The sequence below is a fragment of the Pseudidiomarina terrestris genome (genome assembly GCF_030466405.1).
GTDB classification, from domain to species: domain Bacteria; phylum Pseudomonadota; class Gammaproteobacteria; order Enterobacterales; family Alteromonadaceae; genus Pseudidiomarina; species Pseudidiomarina terrestris.
The window spans coordinates 402,677-426,977 of record NZ_JAGGJF010000001.1; the positions used below are offsets into that span (position 1 = coordinate 402,677).

At 52.3% G+C, this 24,301-nt stretch carries 31 protein-coding genes, 1 other RNA gene and 3 pseudogenes; 15 read left to right on the top strand and 20 right to left on the bottom strand.

The window, feature by feature from the left end; all coding sequences use genetic code 11:
- Positions 1-260: 260 nt before the first annotated feature.
- Entirely contained in the window at positions 261-404 is a 144-nt protein-coding gene (locus J6J34_RS01835) for a hypothetical protein (protein WP_301898413.1), read from the bottom strand.
- An 84-nt stretch (positions 405-488) separates the two neighbouring features.
- Here J6J34_RS01835 and J6J34_RS12480 point away from each other — a divergent pair.
- A pseudogene (locus J6J34_RS12480) lies at positions 489-659 on the top strand (hypothetical protein); the annotation flags it as partial.
- Positions 660-890: 231 nt separating this feature from the next.
- Here J6J34_RS12480 and J6J34_RS01845 read toward each other — a convergent pair.
- A complete protein-coding gene (locus J6J34_RS01845) occupies positions 891-1,070 on the bottom strand; it encodes a hypothetical protein (protein ID WP_301898414.1) in 180 nt (59 codons plus the stop codon).
- Between J6J34_RS01845 and J6J34_RS12485 the strand changes: the two are divergent.
- A pseudogene (locus tag J6J34_RS12485) lies at positions 999-1,397 on the top strand (GGDEF domain-containing protein); the annotation flags it as partial. The gene J6J34_RS01845 and the pseudogene J6J34_RS12485 overlap by 72 nt on opposite strands.
- A 3-nt stretch (positions 1,398-1,400) precedes the next feature.
- On the opposite strand, the gene J6J34_RS01855 reads toward J6J34_RS12485, so the two are convergent.
- Positions 1,401-1,553, bottom strand: coding sequence for a hypothetical protein (locus J6J34_RS01855; RefSeq protein WP_301774344.1), 153 nt, complete (start codon positions 1,551-1,553; stop codon positions 1,401-1,403).
- Between J6J34_RS01855 and J6J34_RS12490 the strand changes: the two are divergent.
- Positions 1,521-2,156 (top strand): annotated as a pseudogene (locus J6J34_RS12490) (EAL domain-containing protein); the annotation flags it as partial. The gene J6J34_RS01855 and the pseudogene J6J34_RS12490 overlap by 33 nt on opposite strands.
- Positions 2,157-2,260: 104 nt before the next feature.
- Here the strand turns inward: J6J34_RS12490 and rnpB are convergent.
- Together rnpB and rsmI are read right to left on the bottom strand one after the other, a co-directional pair.
- An RNA gene (rnpB, locus tag J6J34_RS01860) (RNase P RNA component class A) lies at positions 2,261-2,626 on the bottom strand.
- 10 nt (positions 2,627-2,636) lie between these two features.
- Positions 2,637-3,491, bottom strand: a complete 855-nt coding sequence (rsmI, locus tag J6J34_RS01865) for a 16S rRNA (cytidine(1402)-2'-O)-methyltransferase (protein ID WP_301719445.1) — start codon at positions 3,489-3,491, stop codon at positions 2,637-2,639.
- 94 nt (positions 3,492-3,585) lie between these two features.
- Here rsmI and J6J34_RS01870 point away from each other — a divergent pair, with 94 nt between their 5' ends.
- The 4 genes from J6J34_RS01870 to dolP are packed head-to-tail and all read left to right on the top strand — an operon-like array spanning position 3,586 to position 6,947.
- Positions 3,586-5,442 carry a penicillin-binding protein activator gene (locus J6J34_RS01870; RefSeq protein WP_301898415.1) on the top strand — a complete coding sequence of 619 codons (1,857 nt, stop codon included), beginning with the start codon at positions 3,586-3,588 and terminating at the stop codon, positions 5,440-5,442.
- 3 nt (positions 5,443-5,445) lie between these two features.
- A complete protein-coding gene (locus J6J34_RS01875; protein ID WP_301719443.1) occupies positions 5,446-5,796 on the top strand; it encodes a YraN family protein in 351 nt (116 codons plus the stop codon).
- A 9-nt stretch (positions 5,797-5,805) separates the two neighbouring features.
- A complete protein-coding gene (locus J6J34_RS01880; RefSeq protein WP_301719441.1) occupies positions 5,806-6,378 on the top strand; it encodes an SIS domain-containing protein in 573 nt (190 codons plus the stop codon).
- Positions 6,375-6,947 carry a division/outer membrane stress-associated lipid-binding lipoprotein gene (dolP, locus tag J6J34_RS01885; protein WP_301719439.1) on the top strand — a complete coding sequence of 191 codons (573 nt, stop codon included), beginning with the start codon at positions 6,375-6,377 and terminating at the stop codon, positions 6,945-6,947. Before J6J34_RS01880 ends, dolP begins: the two co-directional genes overlap by 4 nt.
- A 16-nt stretch (positions 6,948-6,963) precedes the next feature.
- Here the strand turns inward: dolP and J6J34_RS01890 are convergent, their stop codons facing one another.
- From J6J34_RS01890 to zapE, 8 genes are all read right to left on the bottom strand, one after another.
- Positions 6,964-7,359 (bottom strand): ClpXP protease specificity-enhancing factor, encoded by a 396-nt coding sequence (locus tag J6J34_RS01890; protein WP_335342626.1) that lies wholly within the window; start codon positions 7,357-7,359, stop codon positions 6,964-6,966.
- A 14-nt stretch (positions 7,360-7,373) separates the two neighbouring features.
- Entirely contained in the window at positions 7,374-8,003 is a 630-nt protein-coding gene (sspA, locus tag J6J34_RS01895) for a stringent starvation protein SspA (RefSeq protein ID WP_301719438.1), read from the bottom strand.
- A 14-nt stretch (positions 8,004-8,017) separates the two neighbouring features.
- Entirely contained in the window at positions 8,018-8,764 is a 747-nt protein-coding gene (locus J6J34_RS01900; protein WP_301719437.1) for a cytochrome c1, read from the bottom strand.
- Positions 8,764-10,026 carry a cytochrome b gene (locus J6J34_RS01905; RefSeq protein ID WP_418055159.1) on the bottom strand — a complete coding sequence of 421 codons (1,263 nt, stop codon included), beginning with the start codon at positions 10,024-10,026 and terminating at the stop codon, positions 8,764-8,766. Before J6J34_RS01905 ends, J6J34_RS01900 begins: the two co-directional genes overlap by 1 nt.
- Positions 10,026-10,616 carry a ubiquinol-cytochrome c reductase iron-sulfur subunit gene (petA, locus tag J6J34_RS01910; RefSeq protein WP_301720780.1) on the bottom strand — a complete coding sequence of 197 codons (591 nt, stop codon included), beginning with the start codon at positions 10,614-10,616 and terminating at the stop codon, positions 10,026-10,028. The genes J6J34_RS01905 and petA overlap by 1 nt, the downstream gene beginning before the upstream one ends.
- A 220-nt stretch (positions 10,617-10,836) precedes the next feature.
- Positions 10,837-11,229: a 30S ribosomal protein S9 gene (gene rpsI, locus J6J34_RS01915; RefSeq protein ID WP_301719435.1), complete on the bottom strand. Its 393-nt coding sequence runs from the start codon at positions 11,227-11,229 to the stop codon at positions 10,837-10,839.
- 17 nt (positions 11,230-11,246) lie between these two features.
- Entirely contained in the window at positions 11,247-11,675 is a 429-nt protein-coding gene (gene rplM, locus J6J34_RS01920; RefSeq protein WP_301774338.1) for a 50S ribosomal protein L13, read from the bottom strand.
- A gap of 160 nt (positions 11,676-11,835) precedes the next feature.
- Positions 11,836-12,978: a cell division protein ZapE gene (gene zapE / locus J6J34_RS01925; RefSeq protein WP_301719433.1), complete on the bottom strand. Its 1,143-nt coding sequence runs from the start codon at positions 12,976-12,978 to the stop codon at positions 11,836-11,838.
- A 52-nt stretch (positions 12,979-13,030) separates the two neighbouring features.
- Between zapE and J6J34_RS01930 the strand changes: the two genes are divergently transcribed.
- The 3 genes from J6J34_RS01930 to J6J34_RS01940 all read left to right on the top strand — a co-directional run bounded on the left by J6J34_RS01930 (position 13,031) and on the right by J6J34_RS01940 (position 16,122).
- Positions 13,031-13,468, top strand: coding sequence for a Z-ring associated ZapG family protein (locus J6J34_RS01930; protein ID WP_301835545.1), 438 nt, complete (start codon positions 13,031-13,033; stop codon positions 13,466-13,468).
- An 83-nt stretch (positions 13,469-13,551) separates the two neighbouring features.
- Complete coding sequence (locus J6J34_RS01935) at positions 13,552-14,907, top strand: DegQ family serine endoprotease (RefSeq protein WP_301898416.1); 1,356 nt, start codon at positions 13,552-13,554, stop codon at positions 14,905-14,907.
- Between the two features lie 153 nt (positions 14,908-15,060).
- Positions 15,061-16,122, top strand: a complete 1,062-nt coding sequence (locus J6J34_RS01940) for a trypsin-like peptidase domain-containing protein (protein ID WP_301898417.1) — start codon at positions 15,061-15,063, stop codon at positions 16,120-16,122.
- Here J6J34_RS01940 and murA read toward each other — a convergent pair.
- Genes murA through J6J34_RS01975 form a run of 7 tightly spaced genes read right to left on the bottom strand, consistent with a single transcriptional unit; the run spans position 16,119 to position 20,776 of the window.
- Positions 16,119-17,375: a UDP-N-acetylglucosamine 1-carboxyvinyltransferase gene (murA, locus tag J6J34_RS01945; RefSeq protein WP_301719429.1), complete on the bottom strand. Its 1,257-nt coding sequence runs from the start codon at positions 17,373-17,375 to the stop codon at positions 16,119-16,121. The two genes, J6J34_RS01940 and murA, sit on opposite strands and share 4 nt — an antisense overlap.
- A gap of 15 nt (positions 17,376-17,390) precedes the next feature.
- Positions 17,391-17,648 carry a BolA family protein gene (locus J6J34_RS01950; RefSeq protein WP_301719427.1) on the bottom strand — a complete coding sequence of 86 codons (258 nt, stop codon included), beginning with the start codon at positions 17,646-17,648 and terminating at the stop codon, positions 17,391-17,393.
- Positions 17,649-17,690: 42 nt separating this feature from the next.
- Positions 17,691-17,993: an STAS domain-containing protein gene (locus tag J6J34_RS01955; RefSeq protein WP_301719426.1), complete on the bottom strand. Its 303-nt coding sequence runs from the start codon at positions 17,991-17,993 to the stop codon at positions 17,691-17,693.
- 4 nt (positions 17,994-17,997) lie between these two features.
- Positions 17,998-18,657: an MlaC/ttg2D family ABC transporter substrate-binding protein gene (locus J6J34_RS01960; RefSeq protein ID WP_301719425.1), complete on the bottom strand. Its 660-nt coding sequence runs from the start codon at positions 18,655-18,657 to the stop codon at positions 17,998-18,000.
- Between the two features lie 9 nt (positions 18,658-18,666).
- The gene (gene mlaD, locus J6J34_RS01965; RefSeq protein WP_301774335.1) at positions 18,667-19,134 is read right to left on the bottom strand and encodes an outer membrane lipid asymmetry maintenance protein MlaD; all 468 of its coding nucleotides are present in this window, start codon (positions 19,132-19,134) and stop codon (positions 18,667-18,669) included.
- 6 nt (positions 19,135-19,140) lie between these two features.
- Positions 19,141-19,917, bottom strand: coding sequence for a lipid asymmetry maintenance ABC transporter permease subunit MlaE (gene mlaE / locus J6J34_RS01970; RefSeq protein WP_301719423.1), 777 nt, complete (start codon positions 19,915-19,917; stop codon positions 19,141-19,143).
- Positions 19,910-20,776 (bottom strand): ATP-binding cassette domain-containing protein, encoded by an 867-nt coding sequence (locus J6J34_RS01975; protein WP_301719422.1) that lies wholly within the window; start codon positions 20,774-20,776, stop codon positions 19,910-19,912. The genes mlaE and J6J34_RS01975 overlap by 8 nt, the downstream gene beginning before the upstream one ends.
- Positions 20,777-20,955: 179 nt before the next feature.
- Here J6J34_RS01975 and J6J34_RS01980 point away from each other — a divergent pair, with 179 nt between their 5' ends.
- From J6J34_RS01980 to lptB, 5 genes are read left to right on the top strand one after another with little or no spacing between them, the layout of a single operon-like run.
- Complete coding sequence (locus J6J34_RS01980) at positions 20,956-21,936, top strand: KpsF/GutQ family sugar-phosphate isomerase (RefSeq protein ID WP_301719420.1); 981 nt, start codon at positions 20,956-20,958, stop codon at positions 21,934-21,936.
- A complete protein-coding gene (gene kdsC / locus J6J34_RS01985; protein ID WP_301719419.1) occupies positions 21,936-22,496 on the top strand; it encodes a 3-deoxy-manno-octulosonate-8-phosphatase KdsC in 561 nt (186 codons plus the stop codon). The genes J6J34_RS01980 and kdsC overlap by 1 nt, the downstream gene beginning before the upstream one ends.
- On the top strand, positions 22,493-23,056 hold the full coding sequence (lptC, locus tag J6J34_RS01990) for an LPS export ABC transporter periplasmic protein LptC (RefSeq protein ID WP_301719418.1): 564 nt from the start codon (positions 22,493-22,495) through the stop codon (positions 23,054-23,056). Before kdsC ends, lptC begins: the two co-directional genes overlap by 4 nt.
- A complete protein-coding gene (gene lptA / locus J6J34_RS01995; protein ID WP_301719417.1) occupies positions 23,025-23,579 on the top strand; it encodes a lipopolysaccharide transport periplasmic protein LptA in 555 nt (184 codons plus the stop codon). Before lptC ends, lptA begins: the two co-directional genes overlap by 32 nt.
- Positions 23,560-24,285: an LPS export ABC transporter ATP-binding protein gene (gene lptB / locus J6J34_RS02000; protein ID WP_301719415.1), complete on the top strand. Its 726-nt coding sequence runs from the start codon at positions 23,560-23,562 to the stop codon at positions 24,283-24,285. The genes lptA and lptB overlap by 20 nt, the downstream gene beginning before the upstream one ends.
- Positions 24,286-24,301 lie beyond the last annotated feature (16 nt).

Here is a 24,301-nt window from a genome sequence, read left to right on the forward strand (position 1 = left end):
AATGTGCTAGAAGATGCTATTGCGAATCATTATTACAATAATAAGCCGAAACATTGCGTAAACTTATCAGTGACTTAATGAGAAAACCGACGCACTACACGCCAGCGCAGGCGAAGTGGCGTATGGTGCGCGATTTTTTTGGCTTATTTTTTATCGCCGCCGCCCTGCTCTTCGCTGTTTATTCTATTGTCGAGACTGAACGTGTGCAGCAGCGCGAGATCGAAAAACGTCGTGCTCTGGAGCATCTGAGTTCGATGCGTTCAAGTATCGAACATCGTATTCAGGCTAATGTGCTGGTCCTGCGCGCGCTGAAACCCGAAATTCTCTGGCAAGACACCCCCGACCGCAGTCGTCTGCAAAAGATTCTGGATGAGTTTTTGACGACTGAGCTCGATATCAGTCACCTGGCCCTGGCTCCCGATCTACGTATCAGCTTTATCTACCCGCGTGCCGGTAACGAACAGCTGCTCGGCACCGATTACCGTAACGTGCGTGAGCAATACCATGAAATCCTGCGCGCCATTGGCGGTCAGGACATTATCCTGAGCAGCCCGGTGAATTTGCTGCAAGGGGGCACGGCGTTCATTGCCCGACTTCCTATTTTCCAGGCCGACGGCAGCTTCTGGGGGATTGCCTCACTGGTCATTGATCATGAGCACCTGTTCCATGAGGTCGGCTTCTACGATCACCCTGAATACCAGTTTGTTGTCTATCGCCAATCACTCAACAATGGAGCTGACATTATCAACGGCGACGCCGCAGTGCTCGAGCTTGACCCCATAAAGACGGATGTTCAGGTGCCTGGCGACCAATGGCAGCTGGCGGTGTCACCACGCCGCGGCAGTTGGCTTGATACCGAGCAGGGTTACTATGTGCACTGGTTAACAGGTTTAGCAGTTACCGCACTTATTGTTGCCGCTTTCGCGGTGCTGATCCTGACTCAGCGGCGCTTGCGCTTTGCGCTGCATACCATCAGTTTTCAGGCCCGTTTTGATCCGCTGACCGGCCTTGCCAACCGCAATTATTTCCAACAACAGCTCGAGCAGCGCATTGCCGATGCGCAGAGCCACAACAAAGGCTTTGCGCTGTTAATGCTGGACCTTGACCATCTGCGCGACATTAATGACGCGCTGGGCCAGGATATCGGTGATGGCTTGCTCAAGCATGTTGCCGAGCAACTCGGTCGCAGTATACGTCCACAAGACATGGTCGCACGCGTTGGCGGTGACGAATTTATGCTGGCGCTGGCCGATGTCGACACGGCAGCTCACGCTGAGCAACGCGGCAAAGCGATAATCAATGATTTGCTGAATACTGCCGACATTCAGCAAAACCACATCAATATTACCGCCAGCCTGGGGATTGCCCTCTACCCCGATGACGCTACGCACGCCCAGCAACTAGTGAAATGTGCTGAACTGGCGATGTACGCAGCGAAAGCCATGGGCTCGCTCTCGGTAGCGTGCTACGACCGGACCTTGCGTCAGAATACTGAACAGCATATCGCGCTCCATCATCAGATGATTCATGCTCTGGAGAACAACCAGTTTCATGTCGAATACCAGCCGGTGATTGATACAGTCAGTGGCTTATTAACCCGCTGTGAAGCGTTGATCCGCTGGGATCATCCTGAGCATGGCAATATCCCACCCGGTGATTTTATCCCCATCGCCGAGAAGACGGGTGCCATCGTCTGGCTGGGTGACTTTGTTTTGCGGCAGGTGATGACTGACTGGCAGATTATGCGCGCTGCCGGGCTGGACCTAACCGTCGCCGTCAACCGGTCGCCTCGTGAGTTCCATGACAAAGATGTCGCCAGTGAGTGGTTGGAAGCCCTGCAGGAAGCCAATATGCCCCCCAACCGGCTGATGCTGGAAATTACCGAATCCATGCTGATGCGCAATCAGGAACGTCAGTTGATGAGTTTACGCCGTCTGCGCAGCGCCGGTGTGCACCTGGCCATCGATGACTTTGGTACCGGCTATTCGAGTCTCAACTACTTACGCTTTTACCCCATTGATGTGATTAAAATTGATCGGGAGTTTATGAAGGGGGTGCCGGCGAATCGGCAACAAACGGCTTTAGTTGACGTACTCATCCGAATTGCACATACATTGGATCTGATGGTCGTCGCTGAAGGTGTCGAAACCCGCGCTCAAGTCGAGTTTTTGCAAAGCAAAAACTGTCACTTCCAGCAGGGCTTTTATTATGGCCAAAGCTTGCGCCTGGACACCTTCATCGACTACACCAAACGTTTTAATCAGCGAGTTAGCCGATAAGCCGGGTTCTGTCGTGGACAATCATTCGTCTAGCCGCTAAATCACTCTAGCGTTCAAGCAGTCTACCCGGGTTCAACGCGGGCCGCGCCAATGAACCCCTATTTGACCTTGCTCCGGGTGGAGTTTACCGTGCCACGAACTGTTGCCAGCCGCGCGGTGCGCTCTTACCGCACCCTTTCACCCTTACCTGATCCTGCTTGCGCAGGCCATCGGCGGTTTACTCTCTGTTGCACTGGTCGTCGGCTCGCGCCGCCCAGACGTTATCTGGCACCCTGCCCTGTGGAGCCCGGACTTTCCTCCCCTTACGCAGGCGAACCTGAATAAGCAGCGATTGTCTGGCTAACTCTGCGGCGCATTCTACGTGTTATCTGCGTCTAACGCTAGCTGGTACAGATGGTTTTTGCGTACGCCGTGGATTTCAGCTGCGCAGCCCGCCGCTTTTTTCAGTGGCAGGTGCTCACGTAGAAGTTGCACCGTCCGCAATGCTGCCAGATCGTCCGCCGCGGACTCCTCCTGCACTGGCGCTCCTGCTAACATCAACACGAACTCGCCACGCTGCTGATTACTATCCGCCGCAACCTGATCCAGCACCTCAGCGATGCTGCCACTGAGATAAGTTTCAAATTGCTTGGTCAGTTCCCGGGCCAGCACCATTGTGCGCTCAGCTCCCATCACGTCGTGCAGATCGTTGAGGGTGTGCAAGATTCGATGGGGCGACTCATAAAAGACCATGGTACGTGGCTCGTCGAGCAAAGCGCTGAGTGTCTTTCGACGCTGCTGCGGTTTGGCTGGCAGAAAGCCCTCGAAAGTAAAGCGATCCGTAGGCAGCCCCGCTCCTGATAGCGCTGTGGTAATCGCACAGGGCCCCGGTAATGCCACCACTTTAATACCAGCGGCGCGGCATTGTTGCACCAGCACATAGCCAGGGTCACTGATGAGCGGCGTACCCGCATCACTGATCAGAGCAATTGAGTCGCCATTGGTCAGGCGCTCAATCACTTTGCCCGCTCGCTCACGCTCATTGTGCTCATGTAGCGCAAAGACGTCATTCTGAATAGCGAACTGCTGCAAGAGCTGTCGGCTATGACGGGTATCTTCTGCTGCAATCGCTGCAACATCACTGAGAACTTGCTGCGCCCGGGTCGAGAAATCGCCAAGATTACCGATGGGTGTGGGTACAATATAGAGTATGCCTGATGTGGTCTGCGGCATGTTAACCCCTTGTAAGATTCACTTCGTTGCGTTGTGTCGCTGCACGGCTAGGTTTATAGTATGCCCATGAGCCACCGTTAGAGTCGAACCCAGCGTGAGTGTGAAATTGGTGAATCTTGCTATTGTGCCAAAGAAGTTGGTCTTGTGCATCGTTGTTTGCAGTCTGGCGGCTTGTGCAACACCGTCACGACCAACAGACGAAACGGCACAATCTGAACCCCGAGAGCCGAGTTTGGGTGAGCAGACAGCTGCGGCTACTGCCCAAAGCCTGGACGAGATCCTCACGGCGCTGCAACAGCAACCTAATCAACAAGCGCAGTGGCGGTACCTGCTCGCGCAGACCGAGCGTCTGCAGAATGAGCAGCAGTGGCAAGCCAGCGCGGTCCTGCTTAGTGAACTCGAACGTGTCGCTGAGCAGTTGTCGGCTTCCCAACAACAGCAATTGCAACTGGCGCGATTACAGTGGCTGGCCAGTCAGGGGCGGCCACGCGACGCAAACGACCAGTTAACGCAATTGCTGAACGCTACCGAGCAGACGGCGACCAGCCAACAAGCCCGGATTTTACGTTTCGCCCGGGATCTCGCAGCGCAGCTGCAACACTCGCAGCAAGCAGCGCAATATCAACTTGAGTTGCTGGCCCTTGGTCAGGCCGATACCTCTGCCCAGCAAAGCTGGCAGTATTTAAGTGCGGCCACAGCACCGACACAGTTAACCACCAGAGGCGAGGTCGCACGCTCCTGGCTGGCGCTGCTGATGGCTGCACATCAACAAGCGGACGCAATTGACAGCAGCGCTATCCAGGGCTGGCAGCTGCGCCATCCAGAACATCCGGCGGCGCCAGTCGCGGAGCGTCTGCGTAAACAATTACAGCAAGCCGCTGAGAAACATCACGCGCTGGTATTACTGCCACTAAGCGGTCCTTTTGCAGAGCAAGGGCAAGCCGTACTTGATGGCATGATTATGGCGCTGGAAGATCAACCGGCTTTCTCTATCACCGTCCGCGATAGCAACAACTTCGATTACGCCACTCTGACCGAGGAGTTGCAGAAAGAGCAGGCCGATACCCTTATTGGTCCGCTATTGAAAGATGCGATCAGTGCCATTGATGATGCCCCCCTTGCTGCCATGGGCGTACGCTGGGTGGCATTAAACAACGTCACTGAACTGAAGGCGGTACAACCTGACCTTTGGTACGCCTTAGCCCCAGAGATGGAAATCCGCCAGGTTGCCGAAACCCTGGTTGAGCGTGGCGTGAAACATCCATTAATACTGGCGGCGGACAGTAACCGGGGCAAAGAGGCGGTGCAGGTATTCGAAGACTATTTTCTCGCTCAACAGCCCAATGCCACCGTCGAGAGCGGTCTCTACCGTACCACTGATGACATGAAAGCTATTGTTCAGCAAAAATTGGGGGTCACCGCCAGCGAAGCGCGTATCTGGCAAGTCAAAATTACCGCGGGTAAGATCCTGGTGGACGCTGAAGCTCGCAGTCGCGCTGATATTGACGCGATCTTTTTACCCGGAACCATAGAGCAGACGCGATTATTAAAGCCATTTATTGACGTTAATATCGCACCCTTTATGGAGCCTATCCCGGTTTTTGCCACCTCCGCCAGTCATATTCGCGGCGATCAGCTTAGTGAAAATGACCTCGACAACGTGCGCTTCACCGAGATCCCCTGGTTACTACCGAACCATCCGCACTATCCGAGATTAGGACAATTACTGCAGCTGCGCCGGCACTGGAACTATAACCTGGCTAGACTGGCGGCATTTGGCCACGATGCCATGATGCTGACGCAACGCATGGACGTCATGGCAGCATTGCCAGGCTATCAGGTGTCCGGCCTGACCGGCGAGCTAACGCGTCAACCTGCAGGTATCGACCGGGCACTTGCCTGGGCACGCTATGACGGCCATCAGATTAAACCAGCCACGGCGACTGACTGACACATGCTGGCAAAGGAACAGGGCAACGCCGGCGAGGAGCTGGCGGTAACACACCTCTGTCAGCAGGGACTGGAGCTCGTGGAACGTAATTTTCGCTGCGACATAGGTGAAATTGATATTGTCATGCGGGATGGCGAGCACTGGGTCTTCGTCGAGGTCAAGTCTCGCGCCAATGAAGATTTTGCCAGGGTGGTTGAACAAATTACCCCCGCCCAGTGTCAACGTGTTCGACGCAGTGCGCAATTTTATTTACTATCGAAAAAACTTGATGAACATCAGACGTTCATGCGTTTTGATGTCGTTGCTATTTGTCAGCAGCCGGAGCAACTCCACTGGTTGCAAGATGCTTTTTAACGAGGACTTATGCAAGAGCCAGTAAAAGCCATATTTACAGAGTGCATTCAGACCCAAATCGCTGCAGCGGATCAACTGCAAGACCCGTTGATGCGGGCGGCTGAATTACTGGTCGACTCCCTGCTTCGGGGACAAAAGATCTACTGCTGCGGTGAGAGTATGGCGCACGCCAGCGCCCGGCACTTTTCTCATATCATGCTCACTGGCCTGCAGTTCGAGCGACCGCCCTTCCCAGTCAATGCATTGCATGCTGATTTTGGTGACAATGAACATCAAAGTATCTTTGCGCAACAAATCTTAGCCGTCGGTCAACCCAGTGATTTATTACTGGTGTTAAGCGCAGGCAGTAACGCTCCGCGCGTCAGTCGCGCCATGGAAGCCGCATTGAGTCGCGATATGTTGATTATTGCCCTGACCAACGACGCCGATTTAGACGTCGCCGGACTCCTCGGTCCCGATGATGTAGAAATCCGTATTCCGTCGCGTAATGCGGCCCGGGTGAGCGAACACCTGCTGCAATTGGTGAATATGTTATGCAGTCTGGCTGAACAACAGATATTTCCACAGGAGGATGACTCGTGAAACAGCGTTTAGGTTTACCGGCGCTCGCCCTGATTGCGATGGTTGGGCTATCGGGCTGCGCTGCAGCTCTGGTTGGCGCTACCGCAATTGGTATTTCATCAGCGACAGATTCGCGCACCGTCGGCACCCAGGTGGATGATCAGGCCATTGAAATTAAGGTTATCGCCAAACTAAAAAGCGAAGAAAGGCTTTCAGACACCCGCATTCAGGTCGTATCGTTCAATCGCGCAGTATTGTTACTTGGCCAGGTCCCTCATTCCGGCCTGGCGGAGTTAGCTGCAGGATTGGCCCGCGACGTTGAAGGTGTACAACGCGTGCATAATGAATTGCGCACCGGTCCGGTGATCAGTTTTAAAACCATCAGTAATGACAGCTGGCTGACGAGTAAAATTAAAGCCAAATTTGTCACCGATGAAACCGTTGAAGCCAATAAAATCAAGGTTGTCACCGAGAACGGTGAAGTGTTCTTAATGGGGTTGGTTAGCCGTGAAATGGCGCGTGCGGCGATCGATATCGCGCGCAACACCAACGGTGTTGAGCGCGTCATTGATGCTTTCGAAATTAGCTAAAAACCGAGAAGACGTTTTATTTTACGACTTTAAGGCTGGGCCGCTTCTTGCCACCCGGGGTGGGCGGTTCAGGAGGTGGCTCAGGCGACGTATTTTCGAGCTGTGGTTCTTCCTCGAAAATGGTGCCGGCACCGTTTTCACGTGCATAAAGTGCGTTGATCGCAATCATCGGCACCTGCACATGCTCAGGTTTACCTGAAAAGCGGGCATTGAACTCGATACGATCATTGAGCAGTTGCAGGTTGCCCACGGCGCCGGGGGCAATATTCAGAACGATTTGTCCATCCTGCACAAACTGACGCGGCACCTGGCACCCGGGCTGGTCAGCATCCACCACCAGATGCGGTGTCAACTGATTATCTACCAACCATTCGTACACCGCCCGTAACATATACGGGCGCCGTGCCGTCATTGCCGTCAACTCACTCACCGTCCCAGATCTCGCTCGATGTCGGTGAGTGATTCCTGGAATGAATCGCGCTCAAATACACGCAGCATATAAGCTTTCACTGCCTTCGCTGCAGCGCCCTCTAACTGGATGCCATAACTTGGCAAACGCCAAAGCAACGGCGCCAGGTAGCAGTCCACCAAGGTGAACTCTTCACTCATGAAGTAAGGGGTATCGGCAAAAATCGGCGCCAGGGCAAGAATGCCTTCACGCAATTCCTGACGTGCTGCTTCGATGCCCTTGCCGCCTTTGACAATCGCATCAGCGAGCGCGTACCAGTCACGCTCGATACGATACATCATCAAGCGGCTGGTGCCGCGAGCAACCGGATACACCGGCATCAATGGCGGATGCGGGAAACGTTCATCGAGGTATTCCATGATGATATGCGCGTTGTAGAGAACCAGCTCACGATCGACCAAAGTTGGCAACGCATCCGGATACGGATTCAACTGCAACAGGTCTTCTGGAATTTGATCGTTCTCGACGTAGGTGATTTCCACACCTACGCCCTTTTCTGCTAATACGATTCGAGCTTGATGACTACGTAAGTCATTACGTCCCGAATACAACGTCATCACTGACCGTTTATTTGCCGCAACCGACATGTCTTTCTCCATCATTACTTCACGTCTTTAAAGAATTCGCGCTTGAGTAGCCACGCGAAAATTGTAAAGACTAATAAGAACCCGAAGACATACCAACCCATACGACGCTGCTGTAGCAACATCGGTTCGCCGGTATATACCAGGAAGTTGGTTAAATCGAGCATAGCTTGGTCGTACTCTGACGGGGTTAACATACCGCTGCCGTCGGTTTTAATACCCACGTAGCGTTCTGTCATTTCGCCATCGACCATGTGTTCTTCGGTAGTCTTACGAGGCACACCTTGTAACTCTTGCAGTACATGAGGCATCCCAACGTTAGGGAACACCGCATTGTTCACACCAAACGGACGAGACTCGTCGACGTAGAATGTACGCAAATAGGTGTAAATCCAGTCGGCACCACGCACCCGTGAAACCAGGGTCAAATCCGGTGCGGCAGTACCAAACCAGTTACCCGCGGCTTCTGTTGGCATAGCATTGGTGATCAGATCACCCACCTTCTCGCCGGTAAACTGCAGGTTGGCCATTCCGATATCGTCAGGAATCCCTAAGTCTTCGAAGGTACGGCCGTAGCGTTGATACTGCATTGAGTGACAACCCAGGCAATAGTTCATGAACAATTGCGCACCACGCTGTAGCGAGGCTTTGTCATGCAAATCAATTTTTGCTTCATCAAGTGGCACCGTTGGGTCAGCTGCAAAGCTTGCAACTGACCATAAAGATGCGGCTACCAGTAGAGTGGTTTTAAGAAACTGTTTCATCACTTAGTAATCCTCTCTGGAACTGGCTTCGTGTTCTCGTTTTTACTGTAAAAGAACAGTAATACGAAAAACGCGAAGTACAAGAAGGTGAAGATCCGCGCGAACAAGGTGTATACCTCGGTCGCAGGTTTCAGACCCAGGTAGCCAAGTGCGACAAAGCTGACCACAAAGACAGCCAGGTTGACCTTGTGGAAGCCGCTACGGTAGCGAATTGAGCGCACCTTGCCGCGGTCCAGCCATGGCAGGACGAATAGCGCTGCAATGGAGCCAAACATCAGAATGACACCCAGAAGCTTGTCCGGAACAGCCCGCAAAATCGCATAGAACGGCGTAAAGTACCAAACTGGTGCAATATGATCTGGCGTTTTCAGCGGGTTTGCCGCTTCAAAGTTTGGTGGCTCAAGGAACAAGCCGCCCATCGCCGGCGCAAAGAAGATCACGTAACAGAACAGGAATAAGAAAATTCCGATACCTACCAGATCCTTCACCACGTAATAAGGGAAGAACGGGAAAGCATCGACAATGTCGTATTTCTTAGTGAAACGCTCGTGGAACTTGAACTTCGGCTTCTCTTCCTCAGGAATCGAGCCCTTCGGCTTCTTAATGTTGATCCCTTCAGGGTTATTCGAGCCAACTTCGTGTAAAGCGACAATGTGTAAGAAGACCAAGATCACCAGTACCAATGGCAGCGCGATTACATGCAGTGCAAAGAAGCGGTTCAACGTCGCTCCTGAGATAACGTAATCACCACGGATCCAAAGGGTTAAATCATCGCCGATGACCGGGATGGCGCCAAACAGCGAGATGATAACCTGAGCGCCCCAATAGGACATTTGTCCCCATGGCAACAGGTAGCCCATGAAAGCTTCTGCCATTAACACCAGGAAGATCAACATACCGAACACCCACAGCAATTCGCGGGGTTTCTGATAGGACCCGTACATCATGCCGCGAAGCATGTGCAGATAGACCACCACGAAGAAAGCAGATGCTCCCGTCGAGTGCATATAGCGCAGCAACCAACCGTAGTCGATGTCGCGCATGATGTATTCGACCGATGCAAAGGCACCTTCAGCAGAAGGCACGTAGTTCATTGTCAACCAGATACCGGTCAGGATCTGATTCACCAATACCAACATCGCCAGCACCCCAAACAGGTACCAGAAATTAAAGTTTTTTGGTGCTGGGTACTGAGCCAGGTGGATGTTCCACGTTTTGGTCATCGGAATGCGTTCGTCAATCCATGCAACTAGTCTTTTCATCACGCTTGCTCCCCGTCTTGACCCACTAAAATCGTGTTGTCGTCAATGTAGTAATGCGGTGGCACTACCAAATTGTAAGGTGCAGGTACGCCCGCAAAGACGCGACCAGCGATGTCAAACTTCGAACCGTGACATGGACAGAAGAAGCCTGCTTTGACGCCCTCGACTTGTTCGCCGAAGTCCTCTGGCAGGTACTGAGGGGAACAGCCCAGGTGCGTACAAATACCGACCGCCACGAAAAACTCTTCTTTTCGTGAGCGATAGAGATTTGCTGCGTATTCTGGCTGTTGAGGCTCTTCTGAATTAGGGTCGCGTAGTTGGTCTGCTAAGCCTTCAAGGCTTGCCAACATCTCCGGAGTACGACGTACCACCCAAACAGGCTGGCCTCGCCATTCCACACGAATCATTTGACCCGGTTCAGCTTTTCCGATGTTCACTTCCACAGGGGCACCCGCGTTTTTAGCTCTCGCACTCGGGTTCCACGATGCAATGAAAGGAACAGCAACACCCACCGCGCCTGCTGCACCAACCACAGAGGTTGCGACAGTCAGAAAACGACGGCGGCCTTTATCTACAGGCGCATTGCTCATCCACTTACTCTCCAGTTTGGACGCTTCACGGGACATTGCCATGAAGTCAGTAATTAGCTGCTGCGTTAGGTCCACCTCTACCAACCGGCACAGGCGAACGGCAAAAAAATGCTTTCAGATGATAAAGAAATACCCTGATTTTTACAAGGACAAACGCAAAAAACCCGGCACAAAGGCCGGGTTTTGTTTTTGCTGAAACGTACAGCTTCGTAAGCGGAAATTAACGCTTCGAGAACTGTGGACGTTTACGTGCTTTGTGCAAGCCGACTTTCTTACGTTCAACTTGACGCGCGTCACGAGTTACATAACCCGCACGACGTAGGTCGCCACGTAGAGCTTCGTCATATTGCATCAGTGCACGAGTGATACCGTGACGCACTGCGCCAGCCTGACCACTAGAGCCACCACCAGCAACGGTGATGTATAAGTCGAATTTCTCAACCATGTCGACCAGCTCAAGCGGTTGACGAACAACCATTTGTGCGGTTTCACGGCCAAAGTATTCTTCTAAGGTGCGGTTGTTGATGCTGATGTTGCCGCTGCCCGGACGCAAGAAAACGCGTGCAGTTGAGCTTTTGCGACGACCAGTACCGTAGTATTGATTCTCTGCCATTGTCTTAGTGCTCCGTCTTAAATTTCAAGTTGTTTAGGCTGTTGAGCAACATGGTTGTGCTCAGTGCCTGCATATACTTTCAGTTTACGGAACATGGCACGACCAAGTGGACCACGAGGTAACATACCCTTCACCGCTTTCTGAATGACCATTTCCGGTGCCTTGGCGATCAACTTCTCGAAGTTGATTTCCTTGATACCACCTGGATACCCAGAGTGTGAATAATAGATTTTGTTCTGTGCCTTACGGCCAGTAACCGCCACTTTCTCAGCGTTGACGATGATGATGTAATCACCAGTATCGACGTGAGGAGTGTACTCAGGCTTATGCTTACCGCGTAAACGGCGGGCGACTTCAGTCGCCAAACGACCTAAAGTTTTACCTTCGGCGTCAATAACATACCAGTCACGTTGTACAGTTTCTGGCTTTGCAACAAATGTACTCATTGAAACATACTCTTTATTAAAGGTTCACGACAGTAGTTCCGGGCTTCCCCGCGAACCACAACAACCGTTGTGGTTTCACCACACACTGGTTAGTTGTACCTGTAACGTGGGCTGCGCGGATTATAGGGAAAACCGCTGCAAAGATCAACGGCTATATCGCTTAAGGTTTGTGCGCCTGCGCCAGATACTCGTGGCTTTGCATTTCCTGTAAGCGCGAGATACAGCGGCGGTATTCAAACTCCAGCTTGCCACCGGCGTAGATATCCTCCAGCGGCACCGCGGCCGACAGAATGAGCTTCACCCGGCGTTCGTAAAATTCGTCTACCAATGCCAGGAATCGGCGTGCGGCGTCATCCTTGTTTGCGCCCAGCTGAGGTACATTACTAATCAACACGGCGTGGTAGAGCTGGGCCAGCTCAATATAATCATTTTGCGAGCGCGGGCCGCCACAAATCGCTTCGAATTCGAACAGTACGACATCGTCGCACTCAAGCCGGACAGCAATATCGCGGCCGTTAATGCGAATACTGCCATCCGTGTTTCGGCTGCAATGATCCGGCGCCAGCTCGGTAAAATAACGTTGCAGGTTTTCATCAGCTTCCGCATCGAGCGGCGAGTGATAAATTTCTGCTTTGCTGAGTGTGCGCAGACGATAGTCAATGCCGTTATCGACGTTGATGACGTCGCAATGCTTTTTGATAAGCTCAATCGCCGGCAGAAAGCGTTGTCGCTGCAAGCCGTTGCGATACAAGTCGTCGGGTACGATATTGGAGGTGGCCACCAACACCACACCGCGACTGAACAGTTCCTGCATCAAGGTTCCCAGAATCATCGCATCGGTAATATCCTGTACAAAAAACTCGTCGAAACAAATGACCTGCGCTTCGTCTGCAAGCTTATCCGCAATGATCGGCAAGGGGTCACTCTTGCCCTTGAGTTCTTTAAGCTCCTTATGAACCCGATGCATAAACCGGTGAAAGTGAACGCGCAATTTCTGTTCAAAAGGCAAGGTATCGTAAAACGTATCGACCAGGTAGGTTTTACCGCGGCCAACGCCCCCCCAGAAGTACAGCCCCTGCGGCGCCTGAGGTGTTGCTCCAAACAGCTGTTTGAGCTTATTGACCAAGCCGCCACGTTGTTGGGCACGATACTTCATCAGATCATCGTAAAGCCTTTGCAGTGCTTCAACCGCGCGCCGTTGCGCCGCGTCAGGACTGAACCCGCCGCTGGCTAGATCCTCTTCGTATTTACTTAATGGGGTGATGTTTTGCGTTGTCACTACCACTTCGACCCTATTCTGCATTATGCTATGGGGAACTAGTTTATCATGCGAATCGTGTTTTTAAGGAGTTTTTATGGATGCAATCATTGGCATTCTGTTAGTACTGGCAGGAGCAGTTTTGGGTTTCTTTGTAGCGCGCTACTGGCTGAAAGAACACTCTGACGAGGCGCGATTAAACCAGGAAGTACAACAGAGTCGCGAACAGCTCGCCGCCTATCAGCAAGAGGTGGCCGAACATTTTGCCACGGCCAGTGCGCTGGTCGAGCAGCTGGAAGAAACCCAGGATAAGCTCAAGGCGTACCTGCAACACAGTTCTGAGCTATTGCAGCAAGAGCAGACGCAACCGAGCTTGCCGTTCTTTGCTGAGGACACCATGCGCCAGCTGCGCATGGCCAGCCAGCTGCAAAAAGACAGTAGTCAGGCGCAGAAAGAAACCGCTGAGCAAATGCCTCGCGATTATTCGGATAAAAAAAGTGGACTTTTTTCATCTTCGAAACAAAAAACATCTTGAAACATCTCTGAGCTGAACTTATTTCCATAGGGTCGGTCTTTATTTGCACGCGACATCGTGTTGTTTAAAGGAGTCTGTACCCTATGAGAATGAAATTCTTTGCCCTACTCACCCTAATTACCTTAACCAGCGTACCGGCGTTCAGCCCGGCGCAGGCCAATATTCCTTTCTTCAGCGATAAAGACGAAACGCCTACGTTGGCGCCGATGCTCGAAGAAGTTACCCCCGCCGTAGTGAACATCTCAGTGAAAGGCAGCCGCGAAGTACGCCAGCGCGTGCCAGATATGTTTCGCTTTTTCTTTGGTCCGAATAGCCCACAGGAACAAGTTCAGGAACGGCCTTTCCGCGGCCTGGGTTCAGGCGTCATTATCGATGCTGAACAAGGTTATGTGGTCACCAATAATCATGTCATCGATGGTGCGTCAGAAATCCTGGTCACCTTGAAAGACGGCACTCAATTTGATGCCGAAGTCATAGGTACAGATGCAAACTCTGACATCGCGCTGCTGAAAATTCAGGATGGTGAAGGCTTGACTGAAATTGAAGTGGGCCGTTCAGCGGATCTTCGTGTCGGCGACTTCGTGGTCGCCATTGGCAACCCATTTGGCCTGGGTCAGACCGTCACCTCTGGGATCGTCAGTGCGCTGGGCCGCAGTGGCCTGGGTATCGAAGAAATCGAAAACTTCATTCAGACCGACGCGGCCATTAACAGCGGCAACTCGGGTGGCGCCTTAGTGACCCTCAACGGCGAACTCATTGGCATCAATACAGCCATTCTTGGGCCGAACGGTGGCAACATCGGTATCGGTTTTGCCATTCCCTCTGACATGATGCAGGCGCTCGTACAGCAGTTAATCGAGTTCGGTGAAGTGCGTCGCGGCGTGCTGGGTGTTCGCGGTAACGATTTGACCGCCGATATCGCCGAAGCGTTAAACCTGCAAGCCAAACAAGGCGCATTTATTGCCGAGGTTTTACCGGACAGCGCTGCTGATGAAGCAGGCCTGAAATCAGGAGACGTCATCATCGCCGTCAACGGTGAGCAAGTGAAAAGCTTCTCTGACCTGAGCGCCCGCGTGAAAACCATGGGCGTTGGCAAACCAGTGCAGTTAACCGTATTGAGAGATGGCGACGAGCGTCAGTTCTCCGTCACGCTTAGCGTCGAAGAAACTGCCGTGGAAGCTGCCAATCTGCACCCTGCCCTGGAAGGCGCGACTTTAGCGGCTAACGACGGTGGTGGCGTGCTGATTACCGAATTGGTGGAAGGCTCAATCGCCGCCCGCTACGGACTCCGTAAAGACGACATTATTATGGCCGTTAACCGTCAGCCCGTCAGTTCGGTCAGCGAGCTGCGCACTGCGCTCGATACCGCACGTGGTGTGATCGCATTGAACATTCAACGCGGTAATTCATCACTCTACCTTGTATTACGAGGTGGTTAACCCCATCTCTGTTATGCACTAAATGATTCACACAGCGCAACTTTTGAAGGCAGCTCAACAAAGCTGCCTTCTTTTTTTCAGAAGTGATATGCTTTAACTGGCTTTTTCATTTACATAACGGTTTCACTTGGCTCAACAGGTAATGGAAGACAAATGACGCGATCGACCCAGTCTACAAATTGGATAAGCTACATTTTACGCTCTGTGGTACTGGGCCTGTTGGTTGCGGCATTGGTCATCTGGTTGCAGCCTCTAGTTGCCGACTGGCAATTGTCACGGCAGCAGTCCAGCCAACCTATGAGCTTCGCTAAAGCCGTTAACCGTGCCGCTCCAGCGGTGGTCAACATCTACAGCCTTAGTGAGGTTCGCGGTTCCTATTACAGCCGTCGCCCCAGCACAGTTCTGCGCCTTGGTTCCGGTGTGATTATGGATAACGTCGGCCATATCATTACTGCCGCCCACGTCGTGGCGAATGTCAGTTCCATTGAAATTGCTTTACAAGATGGCCGCCGCACCAGTGCTCAGGTTATTGGCGTTGACCCCATTACCGATCTGGCAGTGCTGCGGATTGAACTTGATAACCTACCGGTCATCCCGCAGGACCAGAACCTGCGCTCCAGTGTCGGCGACGTAGTGCTGGCAATCGGTAACCCGCTCAACTTAGGGCAGACCATTACACAGGGTATTATCAGTGCCACCGGTGGCCGCATGGGTGTGATTAACACCCACGCAGATTTGATGCAGATGGATGCCGTGATCAACGAAGGAGCGTCAGGTGGCGCCCTCGTCAACAGTGAAGGATACCTGGTAGGAATCAATAACGCCCAATTTCGCGGCCCGGCTGGCCAGGGTGTTGAGGGGATTTACTTTGCTGTGCCCTACTCGCTGACGCGCACCATTATGAAAACGCTCATCGAAGAAGGTGAAGTGGTGCGCGGCTACTTAGGTATCAATACCAGCGACACACCGGCCGCTCAGGTATATCAGCAGCCCGGTATTTTCGTCACCGCTGTCGATCCGAACAGTCCCGCGGCTGAGGCAGGCCTGCGCGCCGAGGATTACATCGTGGAGATTGCCGGCCAGCAGATTTCTTCGGCGACCGAAGGGCTGGCTTTGATTTCCAATACCGCCCCCGGCACCGAACTCGAAATTCGCTACTTACGCGGTAATGATGAAATCACTACCACGGTCATCATCAGAAAGCTGCGCTATTAATCGTGACGTTCGATCTGCGCGCCCAGCGCAGATAGCTTCTTCTCGATAGCTTCATAGCCGCGGTCGATATGATAGATACGCTGCACCGTAGTCTCACCACTCGCCACCAAACCAGCAATCACTAACGATGCTGAAGCCCGCAAGTCGGTACACATGACTTGTGCTCCGGCGAGACGATCGGTGCCTTTGCAGATGGCGGTGTTGCCTTCCAGCTCAATTTGCGCGCCCATGCGCTGCAGTTCAGGGACGTGCATAAAGCGATTTTCAAAAATCGTTTCACGCACCCAGCCGGTGCCATCAGCGATGGCATTCAGAGCACAAAACTGCGCCTGCATATCCGTTGGGAATGCCGGATGTGGCGCGGTAATTACATTCACCGGACGCGGTCGCGCCGGCGCCTGCAAGCGAATCCAGTCTTCACCTTTGGTGATGGTTGCACCCGCTTCTGTTAACTTCTTCAGTACCGCATCCAGCATCGTTGGATCGGTATTTACGCAAGTCACATCACCACCTGTCACCAGTGCCGCGACGAGAAAGGTACCGGTTTCAATACGATCGGGCTGTACTGAGTAATCGCCGCCATGGAGCTTATCGACGCCATGGATTTCGATGGTATCAGTACCAGCGCCGCGCACGTCTGCACCAAGCGTATTAAGGAAGTTAGCGAGGTCAACGACTTCTGGCTCCCGCGCAGCATTCTCAATAGTGGTTACGCCCTCGGCCAGAGTAGCGGCCATCATCAGGTTCTCAGTACCTGTGACACTCACGGTGTCGAGCAAGATCGCTGCGCCTTGCAGTCGGCCATCAACACGAGCATTAATGTAGCCATTTTCGACCACGATCTCTGCACCCATCTGGCGTAGACCTTCGATGTGCAGATTCACTGGTCGCGCACCGATGGCACAACCGCCAGGTAAGGACACCTGTGCCTCGCCCTGACGCGCCAGCAAGGGTCCTAAAACCAGAATTGAGGCGCGCATGGTCTTCACCAGCTCGTAACTGGCGATATGGTGAGCAATGGTTTGCGGATGAATGCGATAGCTGTTGGCATCCAGAGCTTCGCTGCTGATGCCTAAGTCTGCGAGCAACTTCAGCGAGGTGCGCACATCCTGCAGAGCAGGAACATTGTGCAGATTCACATCGTCGGTCGCCAGCAAGCTTGCCATCAAAATGGGTAGCGCAGCATTTTTCGCACCAGATATCCGTACTTCACCGTGCAGCGCTTGGCCACCCTTTATTATAAATTTTTGCATTGCGGGCTACTCGCTTTAACTCAGCATTGCGAGCTTTTTCTCGCGTTGCCATTCAGTTGGGGTATAGGTTTTGATCGAAACAGCATGCAATTCACCACTGGCAATAAGCTCTTTTAGCGGTGCATACACCAACTGCTGCTTTTTCACGCGGCTTAAGTCAGCAAACTGCTCACTCACCGCCGTAATTGAAGCGTGGCTGCCGTCAACTTTCACAATGAGTTCGTCTAACTCGAGCGCTGCCTGTATAAGTTCTTTAATCGTATCAATTGTCATTAGACTAAGTTCTTGTTGGGTTGCGTTCTAATTTACTCGCATTTAAACATGCTTGAGTAATGAAGAGCCACCGCTAACTTCAACGATGGCATCAAACTGTTGACTCGGATTAGTGATCGCAAGTTCACATTTTCGTTGCATTAAATACTTTTTTAACTGCAACAGCATCGCCACACCGGCCGAATCAACATGCTCAACGGACTCGAGGTCAACAGTTAAGCGCTCTTGTCCGTCGGCGTACCAATCTTTTCGCTGGCCCCATGCACGCGCAACTGTTGCGCGAGTCAGTTCACCTTTAAAGGTCAGGGTCTCATCCTCTTGCTGCCAACTCAATTGCGCTGTCATAATCTTAACTATTACCCTGGTCGTAAGGCTGGATAGGCTCCTGGCCTTTCTCACGTAACAATTCGATGGTGCCATCGATGCCACGATCACGTATCACTGAGGAAATCTCTGCGGCTTTGCTGTTCAGCAGGCTCACGCCTTCAACCACGAGATCGTAGGCCTTCCAGACTTTTTCATCGTCGTCGTAGCGCAGTTTAAAGTCGAGGCGAACCGGTGGCCGTCCGTCTTTTTCAATAAGACGAGTTTTCACCTCAACCATGCGGTCGTCAGGGGCAATATCGCGAGCCCGCTCGAACTGAAATTCGTGTTTTTCTTCATCGTACTGGGTAAAGGCGCGACCGTAAGTTGCAATCAGGTACTCACGAAAAACAGAATAAAACTCCTGCCGTTGTTGTTCCGTCGTATCCTTAAGATTCCGACCGAGCACACGCTTTGCAGCGTAAGTCGCATCGACATACGGCATCAACTCTTCGCGGATGATCACCCGCAGGTAATCAAGATCTTCATTAATTTTAGCGCGTTCTTCACTGATGCGCTTGGCGGTCTTATTGGCGACCCGTTCCAGCAAAACATAAGGGCTTTCGGCGTCCTGCTTGGTGTTGGCCACGGCAGTTCCAGTGACCACCAACAGCGCTGCCATCAAGAATGCATACCAGATTTTCATTTTTGCTCCTTAATCGTTGCCTTGGCTGAACAGGAACTGACCGATCAGATCCTCAAGCACCAGTGCAGATTTTGTATCTTGGATATAGTCGCCGTCTTCTAACATTTCCACGGTGTCATCGATGAAACCTGGGCTTAATCCCACATATTGCTCACCTAGTAAGCCCGACGTTAAGATTGAGACCGATGAAGTGTTAGAAAATTCATCATATTGTTTGTTGATGGTCATTTCGACCAGCGGCTCATAGTAATCGCCGTCCAGCGTAATGCGGGTGACACGACCGACCACCACCCCACCAACTTTCACTGGTGACCGCTCTTTTAAGCCACCAATGTTGTCGAATTTTGCGTACAATTTATAGGTTTCATTACTGCTTCCGACGTTGGTATCAGCTGCGCGAAGGCCCAGAAATATGAGTGCGAGCACACCAAAAATAACGAAAAATCCGACAGCTAACTGTGTATTTCTTGATTCCATAATCTGTTACCCAAACATCAGTGCGGTGAGAACAAAATCTAACCCCAACACAGCGAGTGAAGCTGTCACCACAGTCGATGTCGTTGCCCGACTAATACCGACCGAGGTTGGAGTACAATGAAAGCCTTTATGCAGTGCGATCCAGGTCACCACAAAGGCAAAAACTAAACTTTTAATAATACCGTTGAGGATATCTTGTCCCCATTCGACATTCGACTGCATCACTGACCAGAACGCGCCCTCGTCGACGCCAAGCCAGCGCACGCCGACTAAATAGCCACCGTAGATACCAACCGCGGAGAAGATAATCGCCAATATTGGCATACTGTAAAAACCGGCCCAGAAGCGCGGCGAGATGACGCGTCTTAGCGGGTCGACGGCCATCATCTCAAGACTTGAGAGCTGTTCCGTCGCTTTCATCAAACCAATTTCTGCCGTCAGTGCAGAGCCGGCGCGCCCGGCAAATAATAATGCTGTGACAACAGGTCCAAGCTCACGCAACAGTGAGAGTGCGACCATAGGCCCCAGGCTTTGCTCGGCGCCGAAGTCGACTAAAATCGTATAGCCCTGCAGACCAATGACCATGCCAATAAACAGGCCACTGACGATGATAATGACGAGCGATAACACGCCTACGGAGTACATTTGCTGCATCAGCAAAGGCCAGGACTTGCGAATTTGTGGTTTGCCTACCAGGGCTCGCAGTAACATCACCATAGCTTGGCCGGCACCGGCAATATTATCTAAAACTGCCTTCCCCAGCGCTGCAACTCGATCAAGCATTGTCTCGCTCCTTGCGCTGCTCGGCATCAGAGTCAGCATCCGCTTCTTCGCCCAAGATATCTTTGGCAAAACTTTCCGCTTTATAATGGAACGGTACAGGACCGTCCGCGTCGCCCGACAAGAATTGTTGCACTAAGTCATCATCAGAGGCTTTGAGCTCCTCTGGTGTGCCTTCCGCCACGACTTTTTTGTCGGCAATAATGAACACTTTATCGGCGATGGTTAAGACTTCAGCAACATCATGGGTGACCACGACACTGGTCAGCCCCAGTGAGTTGTTTAATGACTTAATCAACTTAACGATGACCCCCATTGAAATCGGGTCCTGCCCCGCAAAAGGCTCATCGTACATGATAAGTTCCGGATCCAGTGCTATCGCCCGTGCCAAAGCTGCGCGCCGCGCCATACCACCGGAAAGCTCACCTGGCATCAGATCGCGAGCACCACGCAGTCCCACCGCTTCCAGCTTCATCAGCACGATAGTCTCAATAATTTCGTCCGGTAAGTCGCTGTGCTCACGAATCGGGAACGCTATGTTGTCAAACACCGTCATATCGGTGAATAAAGCGCCACTTTGGAAGAGCATGCTCATGCGCTTACGCTGCTCGTACAAAGCGCTGCGTGATAGTTGCGGAATATCATGCCCGGCAAACTTAATGCTGCCACTTTGTGGCTTCAGTTGCCCACCGATCAGCCGTAACAGGGTGGTTTTACCGATACCACTTGGTCCCATCACCGCAGTGATTTTGCCGCGCGGGATCCGCATTTCCAGACCTTTATAGACCTGATGCGCACCGTAGCCATGGGCAAAATCCAGATTTTCAATAACGACGAGGTCGTCGGCGTCAGCGCTTGTCATAACTGGCTCTTCCCTTTTTTCAAGACCGCCTAGTTTACCTGAAATTGGGACTTTTCCCTAGCGTGCGGTGGTAAATTTTGTGACAAATCATGTGTCAAAGCGCTATTACGTCTGCATTTACAGAATCGATCGGTTATGATTGCAACATTCCTCATTTTTTCGGCAATGAAAGGTTTGCTATGACTGCTGCCAAAACCGACTCTTTTATCTCTTTAGCCGCCAGCGTGCTGGATATTGAAGCGCAATCGGTCAGTGACCTGAAGCGTTTTCTTGACGCAAATTTCACTCAGGCATGTGAGTACTTACTCGCCTGCAAGGGCAGAGTAATCGTGATTGGTATGGGCAAGTCTGGTCACATCGGCGGCAAGATTGCCGCGACCTTTGCCTCCACCGGTACGCCGGCGTTCTTTGTTCATCCGGGCGAAGCCAGTCACGGCGACTTAGGGATGATCACTGCAGCGGATGTGGTGCTGGCCCTGTCGAACTCAGGTGAAACCGCTGAAGTGTTGAGTATAGCGCCGCTAATTAAACGTCGCGGAGCACACTTGATCAGTATGACCGGAAACCCGCACTCGACGCTTGCCGAGTTGGCCGATGTCCACGTCTGTATTGCTGTTAAACAAGAGGCCTGCCCGCTAGGTCTGGCGCCGACCTCGTCAACCACCGCGACCCTGGCGATGGGTGATGCACTAGCGGTAGCCTTATTGCATGCCCGTGGCTTCACCGCTGATGACTTCGCCATGTCACACCCAGGCGGCAGTCTCGGCCGACGCCTGCTGCTGCATATTCACGATGTCATGCACAGCGCAGAACGTATGCCGTTGGTCGCAGAGTCCGCATCCTTAAGTGATGCGTTACTGGAGATGTCCCGCAAAGGTCTGGGGATGACTGGAGTGACTGACACCCAAGGCAAATTGATTGGGGTCTTTACGGACGGCGACCTGCGTCGCATCCTTGACCAAAAAGTCGATGTCCATCAGGCTCGTATTGCTGACGTCATGACAGCAAAGCCAATAACGATCCGCGCGGATGTGCTTGCCGCAGAAGGCCTGAAACTCATGGAAGACCGCAAGATTAACGGTTTATTCGCGGTTGATTCTAACGGCCAGCCGCTCGGGGCTCTGAACATGCACGACTTACTGAAAGCGGGAGTTATGTGATGAATTTGACCACCATCAGCACCTGGTATGGAGATATCAGTGAATCTCTGTTTAACCGTCTCAGCGCGATTCAACTGGTCGTCTGTGACATCGATGGTGTATTTTCTGACGGCCGGATTTATCTGGGGAACAACGGTGAAGAGCTGAAAGCTTTTCACACCCGCGACGGCCTCGGCGTAAAAGCACTGCTCAACAGTGGTATCCGCGTTGCTGTGGTGACGGGCCGGCAATCAAAAATTGTGGATCAGCGGATGCAGGCGCTCGGCGTTACAGATATCTATCAAGGTACCACCGAAAAGCTCAAGGTCTATTCTGAATTGGCCGAGCGTTACCAGCTCGAAGATCAGCACATTGCCAGCATTGGCGATGATATCCCCGATGTGGTGATGCTGCAGCGTGCCGGGGTCGGGGTTGCGCCGCAGGATGCTCACCCCTGGGTGCAGCAGCAGGCGGATTATGTCACCAGCATGCGCGGCGGGTTTGGCGCCGTCCGTGAGTTGAGCGATCTCATCCTGCTCAGTCAGGGACGCTTGCAGTTGCACGGTGGGGTCAGTGTATGAACCGTCAGCTGAGCTGGATTCTGGCCATTTTGTTTTTCTTGGGCGCCTTGTTGATTTGGCGGCCATTCTCCAGCGACGAGATTATTGCAACTGACCCTCAGTTTCGGGAAATTCCACCGGACTTTATTGCTGAAGGGCTGGCCACTCGAGTGTACAATAGCAGTGGACAGCTTGAGCATCGGATTAATGCAACCAAAATGACGCATTACAGTCCAATTGGATTGACGGAGCTAGATAACCCAGTGTATCAGGTTCGCCCCGATGGCCAGCAGGAAACCTGGCAAGTGGTGGCTGAACAGGGCTCTTTTTATGATGATAAAACCCTGGTGCTGGAACGGAACATCGTGGTGACGCACCTCGCCGCAGACGATTATCTGGAACGAGTTGAGACGAGTTATTTAACTATCGACACCTTGGCTGAGACCATGATCACCGACCAGCCTGTGACGATTTTTGGTAAAAATTTTATAGTGCGCGGCAACGGCATGATTGCTGACCTCCGCGCCGAGACCTTGGAATTGAATGAGCATGTACAAACTACCTACAGTCGCAATCGCTAAACAGTTTTTCAGTGCCGCCCTGGTGCTGCTCGCTGCGGCCCTTTTCAGCCCGACGGTTGCAGCTCAGGGAAAAGCGGACTTTGAACAAGACATCAAGGTTGACTCCGAACGCGAATGGTTCGACATTCAAAACAAAATTGCCGTATTCGAAGACAATGCAGTGATCACCCAGGGAACCTTGCGTATTACCGCCGACCATCTTGAGGTTTCACAACAGGGTGAAAACGGCGTGCGTACCTTTACCGCCGAAGGCGCACCCGCGACCTACCAGCAGGAGCTGGAGGACGGTAACTTGATTCGTGCTGAGGCGGAAATCATTCGCTACGACGAGAACGCTGAGACGCTGACTTTGCTTGGTAATGTCAAAGTCACCCAGGCGAACAGCGAGATTCAAGGTAACGAGATCGTTTACGACTTCGCAAATCAGCAGCTCCGCGCTCGCCGTGGCGACGACGAAAGTGACCGAGTCACTACCATTTTCAAGCCTAAAAATAAGAACGATAATGAGCCAATTAATCGCTGAGCACCTCGCTAAATCCTACAAGAAACGTGAGGTCGTTAAAGACGTCAGCCTGACCGTTGAATCGGGTAAGGTCATTGGACTACTTGGCCCCAACGGCGCCGGCAAAACCACGACCTTTTATATGATTGTCGGACTCGTGGGTCATGACAAAGGACGTATCCTGCTCGATGATCAGGATATCTCCCTGCTGCCGATGCATGAGCGGGCGCGCAAAGGTATTGGCTACCTGCCACAGGAGTCGTCGATCTTTCGTAAGCTGACCGTGCGCGACAATATCATGGCGATTCTGGAAACCCGCAAAGAGCTGGATGCTAATGCGCGCGAAGAAAAAGTCGATGCGTTACTGGAAGAGTTCCATGTTGGCCACATTGCGAACAGTCTTGGCATGAGCCTCTCTGGAGGCGAACGCCGCCGGGTTGAAATTGCCCGGGCCTTAGCGGCCGAACCCGCTTTTATTTTGCTCGATGAGCCTTTTGCCGGTGTTGATCCTATTTCAGTTATCGACATTAAAAAGATTATTGAGCATTTGCGTAAACGCGGCATCGGCGTGCTGATCACTGACCATAACGTCCGTGAAACCTTATCCGTATGTGAGCATGCGTATATAGTTAGCCATGGGGAGTTGATTGCCGAAGGTGACGCCCATACTATTTTAAGTAACCAACAGGTAAAAGACGTTTACCTAGGCGATCAATTTACGCTGTAGACGATCAACCGCAACT